Genomic DNA, 15,224 nt, shown 5'->3' on the forward strand with positions numbered 1-15,224 from the left:
GCCAGTTACGCTGGCTGCGCTGGTGGCTCTAAGCGTTCAATGGGTGCGCGCCGAGCAATCAACCTGCGCCGCCCGGCCTGTGCAAACCTCACATCGATGACCGGATCGGAGGGATTACCTTCCACCGAAGCCACCTCCCCTTCTCCAAACACGGCATGTAACAAGCGCTGACCAGGGTAAAAGTGTGCATCAGCCTGATAAGTTGCCGCTGCCTCATTGACCCGCGGCGCTTCAAGTTCAATATCTGTGCGCCCTAACCGTTCAAGATAGCGCTTCATTAAACTTGGTGATGTGACCTGTACAGCTGTTGCTGGGGGTTCTTGACGCGCCAGACATGAGGCCATACGCAAACTGTCCTGCCAGGCGCTTTCGGCAATAAAGCGGCTAGGCCGATGAGCCCCGCCATCATGCAATACCAGCAACTGCTCTTGGGCACGAGTGATCGCCACGTAAAACAACCGCCGTTCTTCTTCTAGCCGCTCGTCGTTAATCGGGTTGTCACGACTGTAATGCGGAAAGTCCTCTTCATTCACGCCAGCAACGGCGACAAGCGGCCATTCTAGACCTTTGGCTCCGTGAACCGTGCTAATCAGCACACCGCCAGCTTGGTTTTCTACTGGACGCTCGAGCAGTTCGATAAACGCATCAGGGTCTTTTACGCTATCGGCCTGCTCAATCAGCACATCCAATAGACGAACGTCTTCTTCACCTTTGTCACGCCTTGCGGCTGCACGTTTTAGGGTTTTTTCCGCGTCAATCGTCTCCACCACATGGCTCAGTAATTTTGCAGGTGGCCAAGCGCTCAGCTTGGGTAGCTCGCATAGCAGTGCCCAGCGTTTTTTAAGTGTCCGCCGCTGCAGTGGCTTTAAAGTGGTGAGTACCGGCTCGTGGCGCTCAGGCCAACGCTGGGTGCTGGCTAATTGATACGCCAACCGCTGAAGCCCCTCGCGGGCGACAAATGGGGTTGGCTGCGATAGAAGCAGCATCAGTTGCTCGGGATCGCGCAATAGCTCTGGGCGGCGAGACAGTTTCAAATAGCCTGCTAATGCCTGCACTAGTGGGAGCCGGAAAACAAAACGATCTTCTCGCTGAAGACGAAACGGAATACCCGCCTGTAACAGCGCCAGCTGAAAAGGCACCGAAAGCGCCCAACTGCGAACCAGCAAGCTGGCATCGCTCAGTGCGCGCCCCTTAGCTTGCCAATCAACTAAAGCATCAAGTAGCAGACGGCTGCCTTGACCAACAGAGATATGGGTTTCAGGATTATTGGAATCCGCTAAACAGAGCTGATCCGGCCGACGCTGGTTAGCCATGATGGCATGATTAGCGGTTAGCGCCAGCGCGTGGCCATGGCGAAACGTAATGGAAAGCGGATAGTCTGTAGCGCTGCCAAACATCGCCGTAAAGTTTTCCAACATGGTGTCAGGGCGTGCGCCCCGCCATTCGTAGATGCACTGATTAGCATCGCCAACCGCCATCACATTGGCACTGGTGCCCGCTAGCACCCCCAGTAAGCGCTGCTGTGCGGTATTAATATCCTGATATTCGTCAATAATCACATGATCAAGAAAACCTTCTACACGACTACGTAATGCTTGGTCGGCTTCAAGCACCTGCAAAGGACGATAGAGCAAATCGGCGTAGGTCATGACGCCTTCAGCGTGCAACAGCCGCTCGGCCTCATCAAACGCTCTGGGAAAGTAGTCCGTATCCGGCTCGTAATTCAACCGTTTGTAGAGCGTATCGGCAGACAGCATTTCTGCTTTTACCAACCCGCAGAAATGCGCAAGCGCTTCCAGCCGATCACCTTCCAATGCGGCATCGCGACGCTCAACGGCATCGTGAAGGACATTCAGGCTGGCTTGGCGTAAAAGGCGCTCTAACTGCCAGTCAGCAGATAGTAAACGTCTTGGCGCAAGCGCGCCCCATCGACACAGGCTCTGGGTCAATCGGTGGCCAAGGGAGTGAAAGGTGCGCACATCGGGCAACGGCTGGCCTTTGGGCGCCATACTCACCAAGCGGCGCTGAAAATCGTCCCTAGCTGAGCGGTTGAACATCAGCACCAACATCCGTTTCGGAGCGACACCAGACGCCAGCAAGTGAAGCACTCTCGCGGCCATCGTCGTAGTTTTACCTGCCCCCGCGACAGCAGCTACGCGGGCATGCCCCTCTTGATGATGGACAACGGCTTGCTGTTCAGCGGTTAACTTCACGTCTCCTCGCCTGGCATTACATCATTGGCATTAAACTGACCTAAGACATACCAAGATCCTGCGCTGTAGAGACGGCATTGGCATTCGCCATCGTCTGCTTCGCTCAGCGTGGCCTGCTCTACTAACCGGTAATAGACATTGCGGTGCAAACGCGCAGCTAGCCCAAAACGCACAGCGCACTCAGGTGCAAGGTCACCCTCTGGCGTTTTGGAGAGACGGAGTGGATGCTCTTCATCCACACGAACAACGTCATCGAATTGGGTTGTCAGCCACCAGGCATCGTCGTGAAAGTCTGCTTCTACCGCTACGAATGGGCAATCAACCACGGTGACACGCCAGCGCTCAACCGGCGTTACCAAACAATACCCATCAGTATCGCGTCGTAATAAACTTGCTAGCAACCGTGGTATGGCTAGGCGCACAAACGGCTTTCCTTCATGCAGCCATGTGCCATCAGCCTGGATAACGATATCAATATCGCCACTCAGGGCTGGCTGCCACTGCTCAACGGGGGGAATCGTCGCAGAGCCGTCAAATTGCTGCATAAGCCGATCAATATTCATCGCTTACCTCCCAGGTTGTGCGCTCAGTAGCACTTATACCACTAAACCAGACTGTGCCAGCGCTTCCTTTACATGATCAGGAGCATCGGGCACCGCCGCGCGGAATAGGTGATAAAAGTTGGCGGTGGTTTGCATCGCCACTTCATCAACGCTGATACCCCGCTCCTTAGCGATACACTCTGCCACCTCAACCACCCAGGCAGGTTCGTTGGGTTTTCCACGATGGGGAACAGGCGCCAAATAAGGGCTATCGGTTTCAATCAGCAGTCGATCAAGCGGCAGTTTGCTTGCCAACTCTCTAAGCGAGGCAGCATTACGGAAGGTAATAATACCCGATAACGAAATATAGAACCCAAGGCGCACGGCTTCACGAGCCATGTCTAAATCTTCGGTAAAGCAGTGTAATACGCCGCCTACATCGGGATTAGTGTGCTCGCGCAGCAGCGCTAATGTGTCCTCTTTCGCCTCACGGGTATGAATAATTACCGGCAGTTCAAGCTCAGTAGCCGCCATTAAGTGACGCTTAAATCGCTCGTGCTGGACCGCCACAGGTACACTGTCCTGGTAGTGATAATCTAGACCTGTTTCACCGATGGCGACTGCACCGTACTGCTCAGCCGCCTCAACAATGTCACTTACGCTAGGCTCTTTTGGAGCTTGATGAAGCGGATGCAATCCAGCAGAAATCACCACGTCGTGGTGCTCACGGGCAATTGCCGCCAACCCTGGCATCTCTTCAAGCGTCACCGCAATAGCCAAGAACTGGTTCACATTGGCAGCACGAGCAGCCGCCAGCGTTGCGGCAATATCGCCACCGTGGGTTTGTTCTGATAAACGGTCTAAATGGCAGTGGGAATCGACAAACATGCAGCTCTCTTAAATTCTTGTAAAAGGGTAAAGGGGCAGGTCTTGTACACTGTAACTGCGGTACTAACTCGGTACTTGCTAACTTAGCGCTTGCTAACTTAGTTTTGTTAACTCAGTTCTATCAGAGCGTAAAAGAGGGAGGTGCTTTATCTAACTGACCGGCCAGCAATGTTTCAATACGATCACGGACTGAGTAGTCCTGCTGACTAAAATGCAATCCGATCCCTGGCATTCGCTGTCCACTCACGCCTTCGGGAGATACCCAAACAACATGACCAGTGATCGAGAGGCGCTCACTCTCCCCTGGCAGCGTCAGCAACAAGTAGACCTGTTGACCAAGACTATAGGGCGCTTTGGTCGGTACAAAAATGCCACCTCTATCCAGAAAAGGCATATACGCGGAAAGCAACGTCGGTATATCTGGTATTGTCAAAGAAAGTGCTTTTTGAACCGTCATAACAGCCTCGTTGGCAACAACTCTATTGGCAACAACCCTATGTACAAAAACCCTATGTACAAAAACCTTAAGAACGCAGTAACGCTGACCAGCGTACCAGCCACGCTTCTAGCACTAGCTGAGGGTTTGGGTTAGCGCCCACGGCGAATAGGCGGCGCTGTTCTCGTGCATAATCCAGCAATCGGAACCAATCCTGAACCCGCCCATTTTTCATCGCTTGACGGTATAACGACTCTAAATCAGGGTTATGTAGTACTGAGGTTTCCCCAGACAAGCCCAATCTAATCAAGTCTTCAAGCCAAGCAATACCGTACCACAAGATGGCATCAATAGCCTGGCGGTGTAGCCTGGCAGCTTCTGAAACAGGCTCAGCGCCACGCACTAACTGCTCGAAACTATCATGAATTTGATGGCGAAGAGCGCGCTCTTCCGGCGTTGCCAATTCCACCGCAAGCAGCGGCAAACCACCCGACACTCGCCACCAAAAATGTGCTTCGTCGCTACCAAGTTGCTCAGTCAACCAGCCTCGGCAATCATTAAAGGGAACACTGGCTAACGGCCACTGTTGGCAGCGGGAGCGAATCGTAGGTAGCGTGCGCGAAGGGACGTCTGACAGCAAAATAAACAGCGTTTTGTCACCAGGTTCTTCAAGACTTTTGAGCAATGCGTTTGCCGCTGCAATGTTCATTGCTTCTGCGGGAGAAATAACAATCACACGGTAGCCCCCTTGCTGCGCGGTTTGCGAAACAAAGCGGTTTACTTCACGTATGGGGTCAATCCGAATCTGGCGCTTACCCTCTTCTGGAGAAATGCGCATCAAGTTGGGGTGGTAGCCTGAAGCCAACATGGCACAGCTATGACAATGACCACAGGCTAGCTCGCCAGGCTGTGCGCATAACGTTCGAGCAATCAACGCTTCCGCCAACTGCTGTTTGCCAACTCCATGTGCGCCGCTGATTAACAGTGCGTGCGGCAATCGCCCTTCATTGATGAGACGAATCAACTGCTGCCACGTGGACTGGTGCCAGGGCAACACGCCCGTTATTGCCATAACGCCACTCGCTCTTCTAGCGCTTGAGCTAGCGACGCCTGTACGTGATCAAGCGCTCGCCCCGCATCAATAATTGCAAAGCGCTGGGGGGCAGCGGCAGCACGCTCGAGGTAAGCCCGTCGCACAGCTTCGAAAAAGGCTATTTGCTCTTGCTCAAAGCGGTCACGCTGAGTTTGCTGGTCTCTTAAACGCCCTTCAAGACGCTCTTTCGCAGCCTCAGGTGACATGTCTAACAACAGGGTTAGATCCGGGGAGAGACCCTTTTGCACGAACTGCTCCAGCTGAGCAATCCGATCTGTCTCAATTCCGCGGCCGCCACCTTGGTAGGCAAAGGTCGCATCGGTAAAACGATCACAAATCACCCAGGCACCGCGTTCAAGCGCCGGCACTATTTTTTGCGCTAGATGCTGGGCGCGCGCGGCAAACATTAATAGCAACTCGGCATCACTGTGCAAGGGTTCATCGAAAGAGGGATCAAGCAGCAATCCTCGAATCGCTTCAGCGCGCGGCGTCCCTCCGGGCTCACGGGTTCGCACAACCTCTATCCCGCGTTCTTGTAGCCATGTCTCTACAAACGCTACGTTAGTAGATTTTCCGACTCCCTCACCACCCTCAAGGGTGATGAAGCGTCCGCGCTTGCTCATTGAAGCCCCTTACTGAGTAAATTCGAAAAAAACACATCACACCTAAACCATGACTTAAGCTAATTAGCGATTGCGAATATAGCGATTAACCGCATTATTGTGTTCACGTAATGTACGTGAAAAATGGTGGGTACCGTCGCCGCGCGAGACGAAGTAAAGCGTTTCTCCGGGTAGCGGATTCACAGCCGCTTCAAGGGAAGCCCGCCCAGGTAAGGCAATCGGCGTTGGCGGCATGCCATCAATCACATAGGTGTTATAGGGTGTCGCCTCACGTAAATCCGCACGGGTGATTCGCCCTTCATAGCGTTCGCCCATGCCATAAATGACAGTGGGATCTGTTTGCAAACGCATTCCCTGTTCCATGCGACGTTTAAAAACACCTGCAATCTCCCGGCGCTCTTCCGGCGCTCCCGTTTCACGCTCAATGAGCGATGCCATAATGAGCGCTTCATAAGGCGTATCAATCGTCAAATCATCATTACGAGCGGCCCAGACTTCTTCTAGAATCCGCTCCATGCGAGACAGTGCCTGACGCAAAATATCAACATCACTCATACCCAGGTGATAGCGATACGTGTCGGGGAAAAACCAGCCTTCAGGAAAAGTATCTTCACGTCCTAGCAACGACATAATTTCGTCGTCACCTAACTCTGCCGTTCGATTCTCAAGTTTTGGCGCATTGTCTAGCAGCTCGCGCATTTGGCGGAAGGTCCATCCTTCGGGAATCGTCAATGGATAAGTGACAACGTTATTGCTCCCCAAGAGGGCAATCAGCTCAAGACGGCTCATCCCTGGGGTTAGCTGATACTCACCCACCCGTAAGCGTGGTACCCGCTCAGGCTCGACACGCGCTAATAATTGAAACGCCCAAGCATCTTCAATAAAACCCTGGCTTTCCAGCTCTCGAACGACCTGATTGAACCCAGCACCCGCAGGAACCTGATAAAGCGCGGGTTCTTCAAGAGAGATCGGTGCTGATAAGCGGTGCTGCCAGTAAGCATAGCCGCCCACAACTGCTGCGAACCCACCCACGACCACGACACCGATGGCAGCTAAAAACCGTTTCACCATGACACCTCAATAATGTTGATAAAATTCTGCCTAACGGGAGGTCGGCGAATAGCCAAGTAATTCATGGCCTACTACTTGCAGCCTATCGTGACCTGCAGGATTCCAGGACTGCAAAACCACGCCTGTTTCACTTAACAGCTTATTCACTGGCCACACACCTTGTACCGAGTTAGCTACCCATAGACGATCAACTTGATGGATAGCGGTCAGCGCAATAGCAGCCTCCTGTACCACGCCATGATCCAATAAAGCGGCTCGCAGGGTGCCCGCCACGCCACATTGCGATAATGGAGGAGTGAAAAGCGCTCCCGCTTGCTGCCAAAAGACATTCATACTGGTGGCTTCCACTAGCCACCCATCAGCATCTCCAAGCAAACCTTCGGCGATGGCTGGGTCATTCCACTCCTGACGCGCTAGCACATTTTCCAAGCGGTTTAGGTGCTTAATGCCAGCTAGTAACGGCTGGTGCCCCAAACGCAACTGGCAAATCCGTATATTAACCCCCTCATGCCAACGGTCAGCATTTACCACAAAAGGTGTTCTACGGCTAAGCAAGCGTGGTTGAGAGTTGTCTGGCGTCGCATACCCTCTACCACCACTCCCGCGGGTCAGGATTAGTTTGAGTATTTCAAGTTCGGCGTTAGGTGGAGATTGCCAATTGGCGACCAACTGTTCCCTAGAGGGCAACGGAATATTCAAACGCTGACAGCCCAGCAGTAAGCGCGCGTAATGATAATCCCATAACACAGGAACACCAGCGCGCAGCAGCACCGTCTCAAATACTCCGTCACCATATGCAAGCCCTCGGTCGTCAAACGGCACCTGGGGCATTGGCATTGCGAGTTATACCTTTTTAAACAGCAGTGAGCCGTTGGTGCCGCCAAATCCAAACGAGTTTGAGAGGGCTACATCAATAGTCATCTCTCTCGCGGTATGTGGTACATAATCAAGATTACAACCTTCCTGCGGGTTATCCAGGTTAATGGTAGGCGGTGCAATCTGGTCTCGAATAGCCAAAATACTAAACACCGCTTCAACCGCGCCTGCAGCACCTAATAGATGACCAATCATCGATTTGGTAGAACTCACTGCAACCTGCTGAGCTGCGCTGCCAAGCACTTTTTCAATCGCCCGACTTTCTGCTAAGTCACCCGCTGCAGTAGACGTGCCATGTGCATTAATATAATGCACATCCGCCGGATCCATACGCGCGTCTTTAATGGCATTGCTCATGGAAAGTGCAGCACCACGCCCGTCTTCCGGCGGCGCCGTCATATGGTAGGCATCATCACTCATACCAAAGCCGGCAAGCTCTGCATAGATGTTGGCACCACGGGCTTTCGCATGCTCATACTCTTCCAAAACAAGCACACCCGCACCGTCTGACAATACGAAGCCATCACGATCAGTATCCCATGGGCGACTCGCCGCCTGAGGGTCTTCATTGCGAGTAGAGAGCGCTCGTGCTGCCGAAAAGCCGCCCAATCCTAATGGGGTGGTAGCCATTTCTGCACCACCACAGATCATTACATCAGCATCGCCATAAGCAATCGTACGGGCGCTGTAGCCAATGTTATGGGTACCCGTTGTACACGCTGTAGTGATCGCGATGTTCGGGCCTTTGAAGCCGTGCTGAATCGCCATGTTGCCGGAAATCATATTGATGATTGAACCGGGAACAAAAAACGGCGAAACGCGGCGTGCGCCACCCTTATTTAGTGCATTATGGTTATGCTCAATCATTGGCAAGCCGCCAATGCCTGAACCGATCGCCACCCCAATTCGTTCGGCATTCTCTTCGGTGCACTCAAGCCCCGAGTCTTGAACAGCTTGGGCTCCCGCCGCCATGCCATACTGGATGAACAAATCCATCTTGCGTGCGTCTTTAGGATTCAGGTAGGGGCTAATATCGAAATTTTTAACCGATCCCCCAAAACGCGTGTTGAAACCACTTGTGTCAAAGTGCTCAATCGGCGCTATGCCACTTTTACCGGCGACAATATTTGCCCACGACTCATTAACACTGTTGCCCACTGGGGTCACCAGGCCTAACCCAGTTACCACTACCCTTCTTCGCGCCATCAGCTTTCCTCCAGGCATCCATGGTGACACGACCCATCTGGGTCATTTGCTGCAGAAATTTGGTGACTAGTATAACGGAGATTGAACGTTAACTTCATTGTGATAACAAAGCAAAAAAGCCGCCCCTACTCAGGACGGCTTTTTATACGGGTGGGTAAGCACCCCACCCTGGCTCATTGCTTCAACTTAGCCCTTACTGATGGGCATTCACGTAGTCGATAGCTTCTTGAACCGTAGTGATTTTTTCGGCTTCTTCATCAGGAATTTCAGTATCAAATTCCTCTTCAAGTGCCATCACCAGTTCAACGGTGTCAAGAGAATCAGCACCCAGGTCTTCAGTAAAAGAAGAGCTGTTCTGGATGTCTTCTTCTTTAACGTTCAGGCGCTCTGCCACAACTTTCTTCACGCGCTCTTCAATAGTACTCATCAACGTACTCCAGTCGTTCACATTAGCCGTTTTTGATAACCAGCCATTTGGAAACCGCAAGCCAAAAGCTGCGGGGTAGTTTATAGACGCCCTTAAGCTGACGCAACCGCCAAACCTAAGGCCATCAACGCATATTCATGCCGCCGTTAACGTGCAGCGTTTCACCAGTGATATAACCTGCAGCGTCACTTGTCAAAAAACCAACAGCAGCCGCAATTTCCTCAGGCCCACCTAGACGCGAAAGAGGAATTTGCTTAAGCAGCATTTCATGCTGCGCTTCAGGCAACGCTTCAGTCATGTCCGTTGCAATAAACCCAGGTGCTACTGCATTAACCGTGATGGCACGTGAAGCAACCTCGCGCGCCAACGCACGACTAAAGCCTTCCATCCCCGCTTTAGCGGCAGCGTAATTAGTTTGGCCTAGGTTGCCCATCGTTGCCACTACTGAACTTATCGACACGATACGCCCAAAGCGTGCTTTTGTCATACCACGCAAACACGCCTTGCTAACGCGATAAACCGATTTGAGGTTGGTATCCATTACGGAGTCCCACTCATCTTCTTTCATGCGCATTAGCAAATTATCGCGGGTAATACCGGCATTATTTACCAAAATGGTTGGGGCACCAAAACGCTCACCTATGGTTTTGAGCACCTGGTCGATACTTTGCTGATCAGTCACATTCAGGCAAATACCTGCGCCTTCAATGCCCTTTTCTTTTAGATCGGCATCAATTTTTTCAGCGCCCGACTCGCTAGTGGCTGTACCCACCACGATACGCCCTTGACGCCCAAGCTCATGGGCAATGGCTCGCCCAATACCTCGACTAGCACCAGTGACTAGTGCAACTCTTCGTTCTTGAGTCATAACGTTCTTCCTTCAACCTAACTAAGCAAGGGTAGCGGAAAATAGCGACTTAACACGCACCATTTTTCACGCACCACCCGCCGATGCATCACGTGCTAACTCAAGGGCTGAATCCAAGCTATCAGGATCATTTACCGCCAACCCTTTGGCACTACGTATAATGCGCTTGTTCAAGCCAGTAAGCACTTTGCCAGGCCCGCACTCAATAAACACATTAGCACCTTGTTCGACCATCGCTTCAACGCAAGATGACCAACGGACAGGCTGATAAAGCTGTTCGATTAGGCGCGTACGCAATGTTTCAATATCAGCATGGGCTTGCGCATCGACGTTTTGAATCACCGCATAACGAGGCGCGCGTAATTCAATAGCCTGCATAGCAGCGGCAAGACGCTCGGCGGCAGGCCGCATCAGCGCACAGTGTGAGGGTACTGACACCGGCAGAGGAAGCGCTCGCTTGGCTCCGGCTTCTTGACAAGCCGCAATAGCTCTATCAACAGCATTTTTGCTGCCTGCAATAACCACCTGACCAGGCGAATTATAGTTAACAGCAGACACTACTTCATTTTGTGCCGCTCGGGCACAAGCCGCTTCTACGGCGCTGTCATCAAGACCAAGAATCGCTGCCATGCCACCCTCTCCTGCAGGCACAGCTTCCTGCATGGCTTCACCACGCAGGCGAACAAGGCGTACACCTTCAGCGAAACCCATCACTCCAGCGCAGACCATAGCACTATATTCACCAAGACTATGACCTGCCATAACGCCTGGGCGGGGTCCTTCCAACTCTTGCCAAATACGCCAAATAGCAACGCTGGAGGCAAGTAGTGCCGGCTGAGTGCATGCCGTGGCATTCAACGCTTCTTCTGGACCTTCCTGGACGACTTTCCACAAATCGTAGCCCAGAGCGTCTGAGGCTTCCTCAAATGTAGTTCCCACCACACTATAGCGCTCGGCTAGCTCTCGCAGCATTCCAAGCTGCTGAGAGCCTTGCCCGGGAAAAATGAGGGCAAGGGGTTGAGACATGTCGTTCACCTTTGCTCTTGTAGGCATTTGCTCATCTGAGCGATAAGCGGGTTATTGGAACCACTACTAGAATGATGATTGGCGCATCCTGCCACCACCAATAGCCCGCAAAAAATATATAACGTCTTATTATCTACTGCGTTGACAACGCTCAAGAACGCGACCAGCGTGCTGCAATTCGTACCGGCAAATCATGCTCCACTTCTTGCAATGCACGCTGAATAGCGTAGTAAAAGCCATCCGCCTGGGTACTGCCGTGACTCTTCACCACAATACCCTGTAGCCCTAAGAGGCTGGCCCCATTATAGCGTACCGGGTCTAGCTCCCGCTTAAGCCTCTTCAGTGCAGGCCTGGCCAGTATACTTGCCAAACGTCCACTCAGGCGTGACTCAAACGCCATTTGTACACGCTCCACCAACATACGAGTCAGCCCTTCACTGGCCTTTAACGTGACATTACCAACGAAGCCATCGCACACAACGACATCAAGATCGCCTTGAAAAATATCCCCACCCTCGGCGTAGCCCAGGTAGTCAAAGCTTAAATTGGCAGCACTTTCACGCAGCAAACGATCCGCCTCGCGTACATTAGCACTACCTTTTGTAGCTTCTGAACCCACATTCAGCAAGGCAACGCGGGGTCGCTTGACACGATCCATACACTGAGCCATAGCGGCACCCATCATGGCAAAGTCAAATAGCCTAGATGCAGGCGAATCTACATTTGCTCCTAAATCAAGCAAATAACAGCGACGTCCACCGCGCGCAGGGATGGCAGTACTTATTGCGGGTCTTGAGATGCCAGGCAACATACCAAGCTCACGCCTCGCTAAAGCGACCAAGGCTCCGGTATTTCCCGCACTTACTCCTGCCACCGCTTCACCTGAAGATAGGCTGCGCAGCATACACGCCATACTAGTAGCGCCTCCGCGTCGCATTGCCCAAGCAGCCGTTGCTGACTGAGACACGCTTTCTGAAGCATCAGCTACCACCAAACGTGACGTTGCCGCAGCCAAAGGCTGCGGCAAACGCGAAAGTTCAGCATTAATCTGCTGACGCGGACCAAACAAAGTTAACGCTAGGTCGGGGCGTTCAATTACTGCCCTGGCGGAGCCTTCGATAATGGCACGGGGGCCTTGGTCACCCCCCATTACATCAATCGCTAGGCGCACACAGCACCCACCCTGTTTTGCCGCTCATAAAGGTGCTAAGGCTTAAACCTCAACCACTTTACGACCACGGTAGAAACCGTCTGGAGAAACATGGTGACGCAGGTGAGTAGTACCGGTTTCTTTGTCCTGGGACAGAGTCGGTGCGCTCAGCGCATCGTGGCTACGACGCATGCCGCGCTTGGAACGAGTTTTACGGTTCTGTTGAACTGCCATGGGTGTTTACTCCAAGGTAATTAAGGTAAGTGATGCTTACTTTTTGCCTTTCAAAGCGCCACTGCTTTTCAAAGCACTAAGCACTGCGAAAGGGTTCTTGGCCGGAGCGGACTCATCCGCTGTGCCTTCGGTCTTGCTGACCAGCTGCTCCGCCGAGACATGGCATTCGGTCTCATCGTGATAGACCACCTGCGGCAAGCTGAGGATAAGCTCATCCTCTATTACCGTCAGCAAGTCCAGCTGTTCATTTTCCACCAGCACCGGCTCATGACTGGCAGGCAGCTCGGCAGCCAAAGCTTCGTCTGCAATCATTCCTAATAAGAAATCACTGGAAACGTCTTGGCTTAGCGGCACCAGACAGCGACGACAAGGCAACGCCAGAGTCGCTTGTAAGTGGCCATGAATTTCGCGACGGCCTTGGGCATCAACGCCAAACTCGAGCACGACATGACAGTCGCCGGTTTGGTCACCTGCTTCTTCAGCTAGGCGTGGCAGCTTATTCAGCGCCACAATGCCTTCTAATCGTTCGCGGCGGGCTGCAAGCTTATAAGGCTCGACCCGGCTGGGGATTTGTGAGGTCAACATAGGCGCGCAATGATAGGCACTCGCCCCTCCGCTGTCAAAGCTGTCGGTGCAATTCTTATGAGATTATCTCCCACAACCACGTAAATAGGCAGGTTGCTACGCTTTCGTTACACTCGTATAAACGGCAAATAACGCCTCAACAGGCTAATTAAGGAGACAACCGTGCCTCAAACGGACAATGCCACACTTGTTCTCGCTTCTAGCTCACGCTTCCGCCAAGCATTACTGGATAGGTTACTCGTGCCCTATCAGTGTTGCTCACCGGACATTGATGAAACGCCCTATTCTAATGAAACGCCCAGCGCACTGGTACACCGTTTGGCACTTAGCAAGGCCAACGCCGTCGCTGAGCGCTTCCCCAACCACTGCATCATTGGTTCTGATCAAGTAGCCCTGTTTGAAGGCGACATTCTCGGCAAACCTCATACCGAAGAGCGCGCACGGGAGAACCTAACGCGCTTTTCTGGCCAGAAAGTGACTTTCCTAACAGGCTTGGCGTTAGTTGACACTCGCCACCAGCGGCATCACGTCCATATCGAGCCATTTGAGGTGTTTTTTCGCTCACTAAGCCAGCAAGAAATTGCGCGGTATGTTGCCCTTGAGCAGCCGCTGGACAGCTCAGGCAGCTTCCGCATGGAAGGGTTGGGCATCAGTTTGTTTGAAAAGCTCGAGGGTCGAGACCCAAACGCACTGATTGGACTCCCTCTCATAGCCCTGTGCGACATGCTTCGCCAAGCAGGCATGAACCCGCTCGGCGACACCTAGCGTATAGCTCTTTTACGCGCCAAGCATTACTGGGCCTGAAAGCGCAAAGGAGCATGCGTATGCTGTAACCCAAGCACCTCAGCGGCGGTTTGGGTAAAGCGGCGCGTCAATCGCTCGAAGGGGTCTAAGCTAGGCGTATAGTTTTCCCACTCAGCATCGCCTACTTGATCACGGGCCACTTGTTCGAGACTGGCTAGCTCATCTACCAGCCCCAGTGCTAACGCCTGCTCTCCACTCCAGATAAGCCCTGAGAAAACCTCAGGGCTATCGCTCAAACGCTCACCACGCCCTGCCTTCACATCGTCTATAAATTGCTCATGGGTTTGAGTCAGAACGCTTTGCCAGAAGTCAGCCACGTCGTCGTCAAGCGGCTGAAAAGGATCCAAGAAAGCTTTATTTTCACCGGCAGTCATTACGCGACGCTCTATACCAATCTGGTTAATCGCCTCTTGGAAGCCAAAGCCAGAATAAATAACGCCGATAGAGCCAACTAGACTAGCCCGTGACGCCACGATGCTATCGGCAGCGGAAGCAATGTAGTAAGCGCCACTCGCACCAATATCCTCTATCACAGCAATAATAGGCTTATCGCCCTGATCACGCAGACGCATAATTTCTGCATAGATACGCTGCGATTGAACAGGGCTTCCACCGGGGCTATCAATATGCAACACAACAGCCGTCGCACCACTTGATGACCATGCACGATTCAACCCTTTAATAATGCGCTCCGCATTTGCTGGCGCATCACTGGTGATCACACCATGCACTTCAACTAACGCCAAATGGCGCTGCGTAGGCAAGGAGGCAGTCGGTTCAGCCAAAAATACGCGGTATAACATTGTTGTTAGCGATATAAGTACAATCGCCAGCAACATCAAACGAAAGAACAGTTTCCAACGCCGGGTTCTGCGCTGCTCTGTTAAAACACCACCAACCCAGCGGTCCATCATTTCCATTTGTGTTAAACGCTGCCGCTCACGGAGCGTTTCAGCATCATCATTTTTTTCACCCGAGCAATGCGCTCCCGAACCTTCAGCACCTGACAGCGGACGCTGCTTGGCTTGCTGGGAAACGTCTGGCCCTTGCGTCCAGCGGTCACTCACCTGATCTGATGAAGGCACTTTATCGGACTGGGAGCGGTCATCAGAGCTGCCGCGATGCTGCTCATCACTCATAAACAATTCCTAGTGTTAACTGGGGCATAGCGCTAATAATCGT

At 52.6% G+C, this 15,224-nt stretch carries 17 protein-coding genes; 1 reads left to right on the forward strand and 16 read right to left on the reverse strand.

What is annotated here, in order from left to right:
- Positions 1-5: 5 nt before the first annotated feature.
- From K1Y77_RS09845 to K1Y77_RS09915, 15 genes are all read right to left on the reverse strand, one after another.
- Positions 6-2,213 (reverse strand): ATP-dependent helicase, encoded by a 2,208-nt coding sequence (locus tag K1Y77_RS09845; RefSeq protein WP_030072440.1) that lies wholly within the window; start codon positions 2,211-2,213, stop codon positions 6-8.
- Positions 2,210-2,776 (reverse strand): DUF1285 domain-containing protein, encoded by a 567-nt coding sequence (locus tag K1Y77_RS09850; protein WP_264428214.1) that lies wholly within the window; start codon positions 2,774-2,776, stop codon positions 2,210-2,212. The genes K1Y77_RS09845 and K1Y77_RS09850 overlap by 4 nt, the downstream gene beginning before the upstream one ends.
- 33 nt (positions 2,777-2,809) lie before the next feature.
- Complete coding sequence (locus tag K1Y77_RS09855; RefSeq protein WP_030072437.1) at positions 2,810-3,643, reverse strand: TatD family hydrolase; 834 nt, start codon at positions 3,641-3,643, stop codon at positions 2,810-2,812.
- Between the two features lie 121 nt (positions 3,644-3,764).
- Positions 3,765-4,100, reverse strand: a complete 336-nt coding sequence (locus K1Y77_RS09860) for a PilZ domain-containing protein (RefSeq protein WP_264428216.1) — start codon at positions 4,098-4,100, stop codon at positions 3,765-3,767.
- Between the two features lie 67 nt (positions 4,101-4,167).
- Complete coding sequence (locus K1Y77_RS09865) at positions 4,168-5,151, reverse strand: DNA polymerase III subunit delta' (RefSeq protein ID WP_264428218.1); 984 nt, start codon at positions 5,149-5,151, stop codon at positions 4,168-4,170.
- Positions 5,142-5,795 (reverse strand): dTMP kinase, encoded by a 654-nt coding sequence (gene tmk, locus K1Y77_RS09870; protein WP_264428220.1) that lies wholly within the window; start codon positions 5,793-5,795, stop codon positions 5,142-5,144. Before tmk ends, K1Y77_RS09865 begins: the two co-directional genes overlap by 10 nt.
- Before the next feature lie 63 nt (positions 5,796-5,858).
- Positions 5,859-6,866 (reverse strand): endolytic transglycosylase MltG, encoded by a 1,008-nt coding sequence (gene mltG, locus K1Y77_RS09875; RefSeq protein WP_264428222.1) that lies wholly within the window; start codon positions 6,864-6,866, stop codon positions 5,859-5,861.
- 30 nt (positions 6,867-6,896) lie between these two features.
- Positions 6,897-7,703: an aminodeoxychorismate lyase gene (gene pabC, locus K1Y77_RS09880; protein WP_264428223.1), complete on the reverse strand. Its 807-nt coding sequence runs from the start codon at positions 7,701-7,703 to the stop codon at positions 6,897-6,899.
- 6 nt (positions 7,704-7,709) lie between these two features.
- Entirely contained in the window at positions 7,710-8,948 is a 1,239-nt protein-coding gene (gene fabF, locus K1Y77_RS09885) for a beta-ketoacyl-ACP synthase II (RefSeq protein ID WP_030072425.1), read from the reverse strand.
- A gap of 193 nt (positions 8,949-9,141) precedes the next feature.
- The gene (gene acpP / locus K1Y77_RS09890; protein ID WP_008956801.1) at positions 9,142-9,375 is read right to left on the reverse strand and encodes an acyl carrier protein; all 234 of its coding nucleotides are present in this window, start codon (positions 9,373-9,375) and stop codon (positions 9,142-9,144) included.
- Positions 9,376-9,499: 124 nt separating this feature from the next.
- Complete coding sequence (fabG, locus tag K1Y77_RS09895) at positions 9,500-10,243, reverse strand: 3-oxoacyl-ACP reductase FabG (protein WP_030072417.1); 744 nt, start codon at positions 10,241-10,243, stop codon at positions 9,500-9,502.
- Positions 10,244-10,309: 66 nt separating this feature from the next.
- Complete coding sequence (fabD, locus tag K1Y77_RS09900; protein ID WP_264018108.1) at positions 10,310-11,269, reverse strand: ACP S-malonyltransferase; 960 nt, start codon at positions 11,267-11,269, stop codon at positions 10,310-10,312.
- Between the two features lie 151 nt (positions 11,270-11,420).
- A complete protein-coding gene (gene plsX / locus K1Y77_RS09905; protein WP_030072413.1) occupies positions 11,421-12,440 on the reverse strand; it encodes a phosphate acyltransferase PlsX in 1,020 nt (339 codons plus the stop codon).
- 42 nt (positions 12,441-12,482) lie between these two features.
- Entirely contained in the window at positions 12,483-12,653 is a 171-nt protein-coding gene (rpmF, locus tag K1Y77_RS09910; RefSeq protein WP_009099300.1) for a 50S ribosomal protein L32, read from the reverse strand.
- A 36-nt stretch (positions 12,654-12,689) separates the two neighbouring features.
- Entirely contained in the window at positions 12,690-13,238 is a 549-nt protein-coding gene (locus K1Y77_RS09915) for a YceD family protein (protein WP_030072409.1), read from the reverse strand.
- A 162-nt stretch (positions 13,239-13,400) separates the two neighbouring features.
- On the opposite strand from K1Y77_RS09915, the gene K1Y77_RS09920 reads away from it, so the two are divergent.
- On the forward strand, positions 13,401-14,003 hold the full coding sequence (locus K1Y77_RS09920; RefSeq protein WP_030072407.1) for a Maf family protein: 603 nt from the start codon (positions 13,401-13,403) through the stop codon (positions 14,001-14,003).
- A 26-nt stretch (positions 14,004-14,029) separates the two neighbouring features.
- Here K1Y77_RS09920 and sppA read toward each other — a convergent pair whose 3' ends face one another.
- A complete protein-coding gene (gene sppA / locus K1Y77_RS09925) occupies positions 14,030-15,181 on the reverse strand; it encodes a signal peptide peptidase SppA (RefSeq protein WP_030072405.1) in 1,152 nt (383 codons plus the stop codon).
- Positions 15,182-15,224: the final 43 nt, after the last annotated feature.

It is taken from the genome of Halomonas qaidamensis (genome assembly GCF_025917315.1).
Taxonomy (GTDB): Bacteria; Pseudomonadota; Gammaproteobacteria; order Pseudomonadales; family Halomonadaceae; genus Vreelandella; species Vreelandella qaidamensis.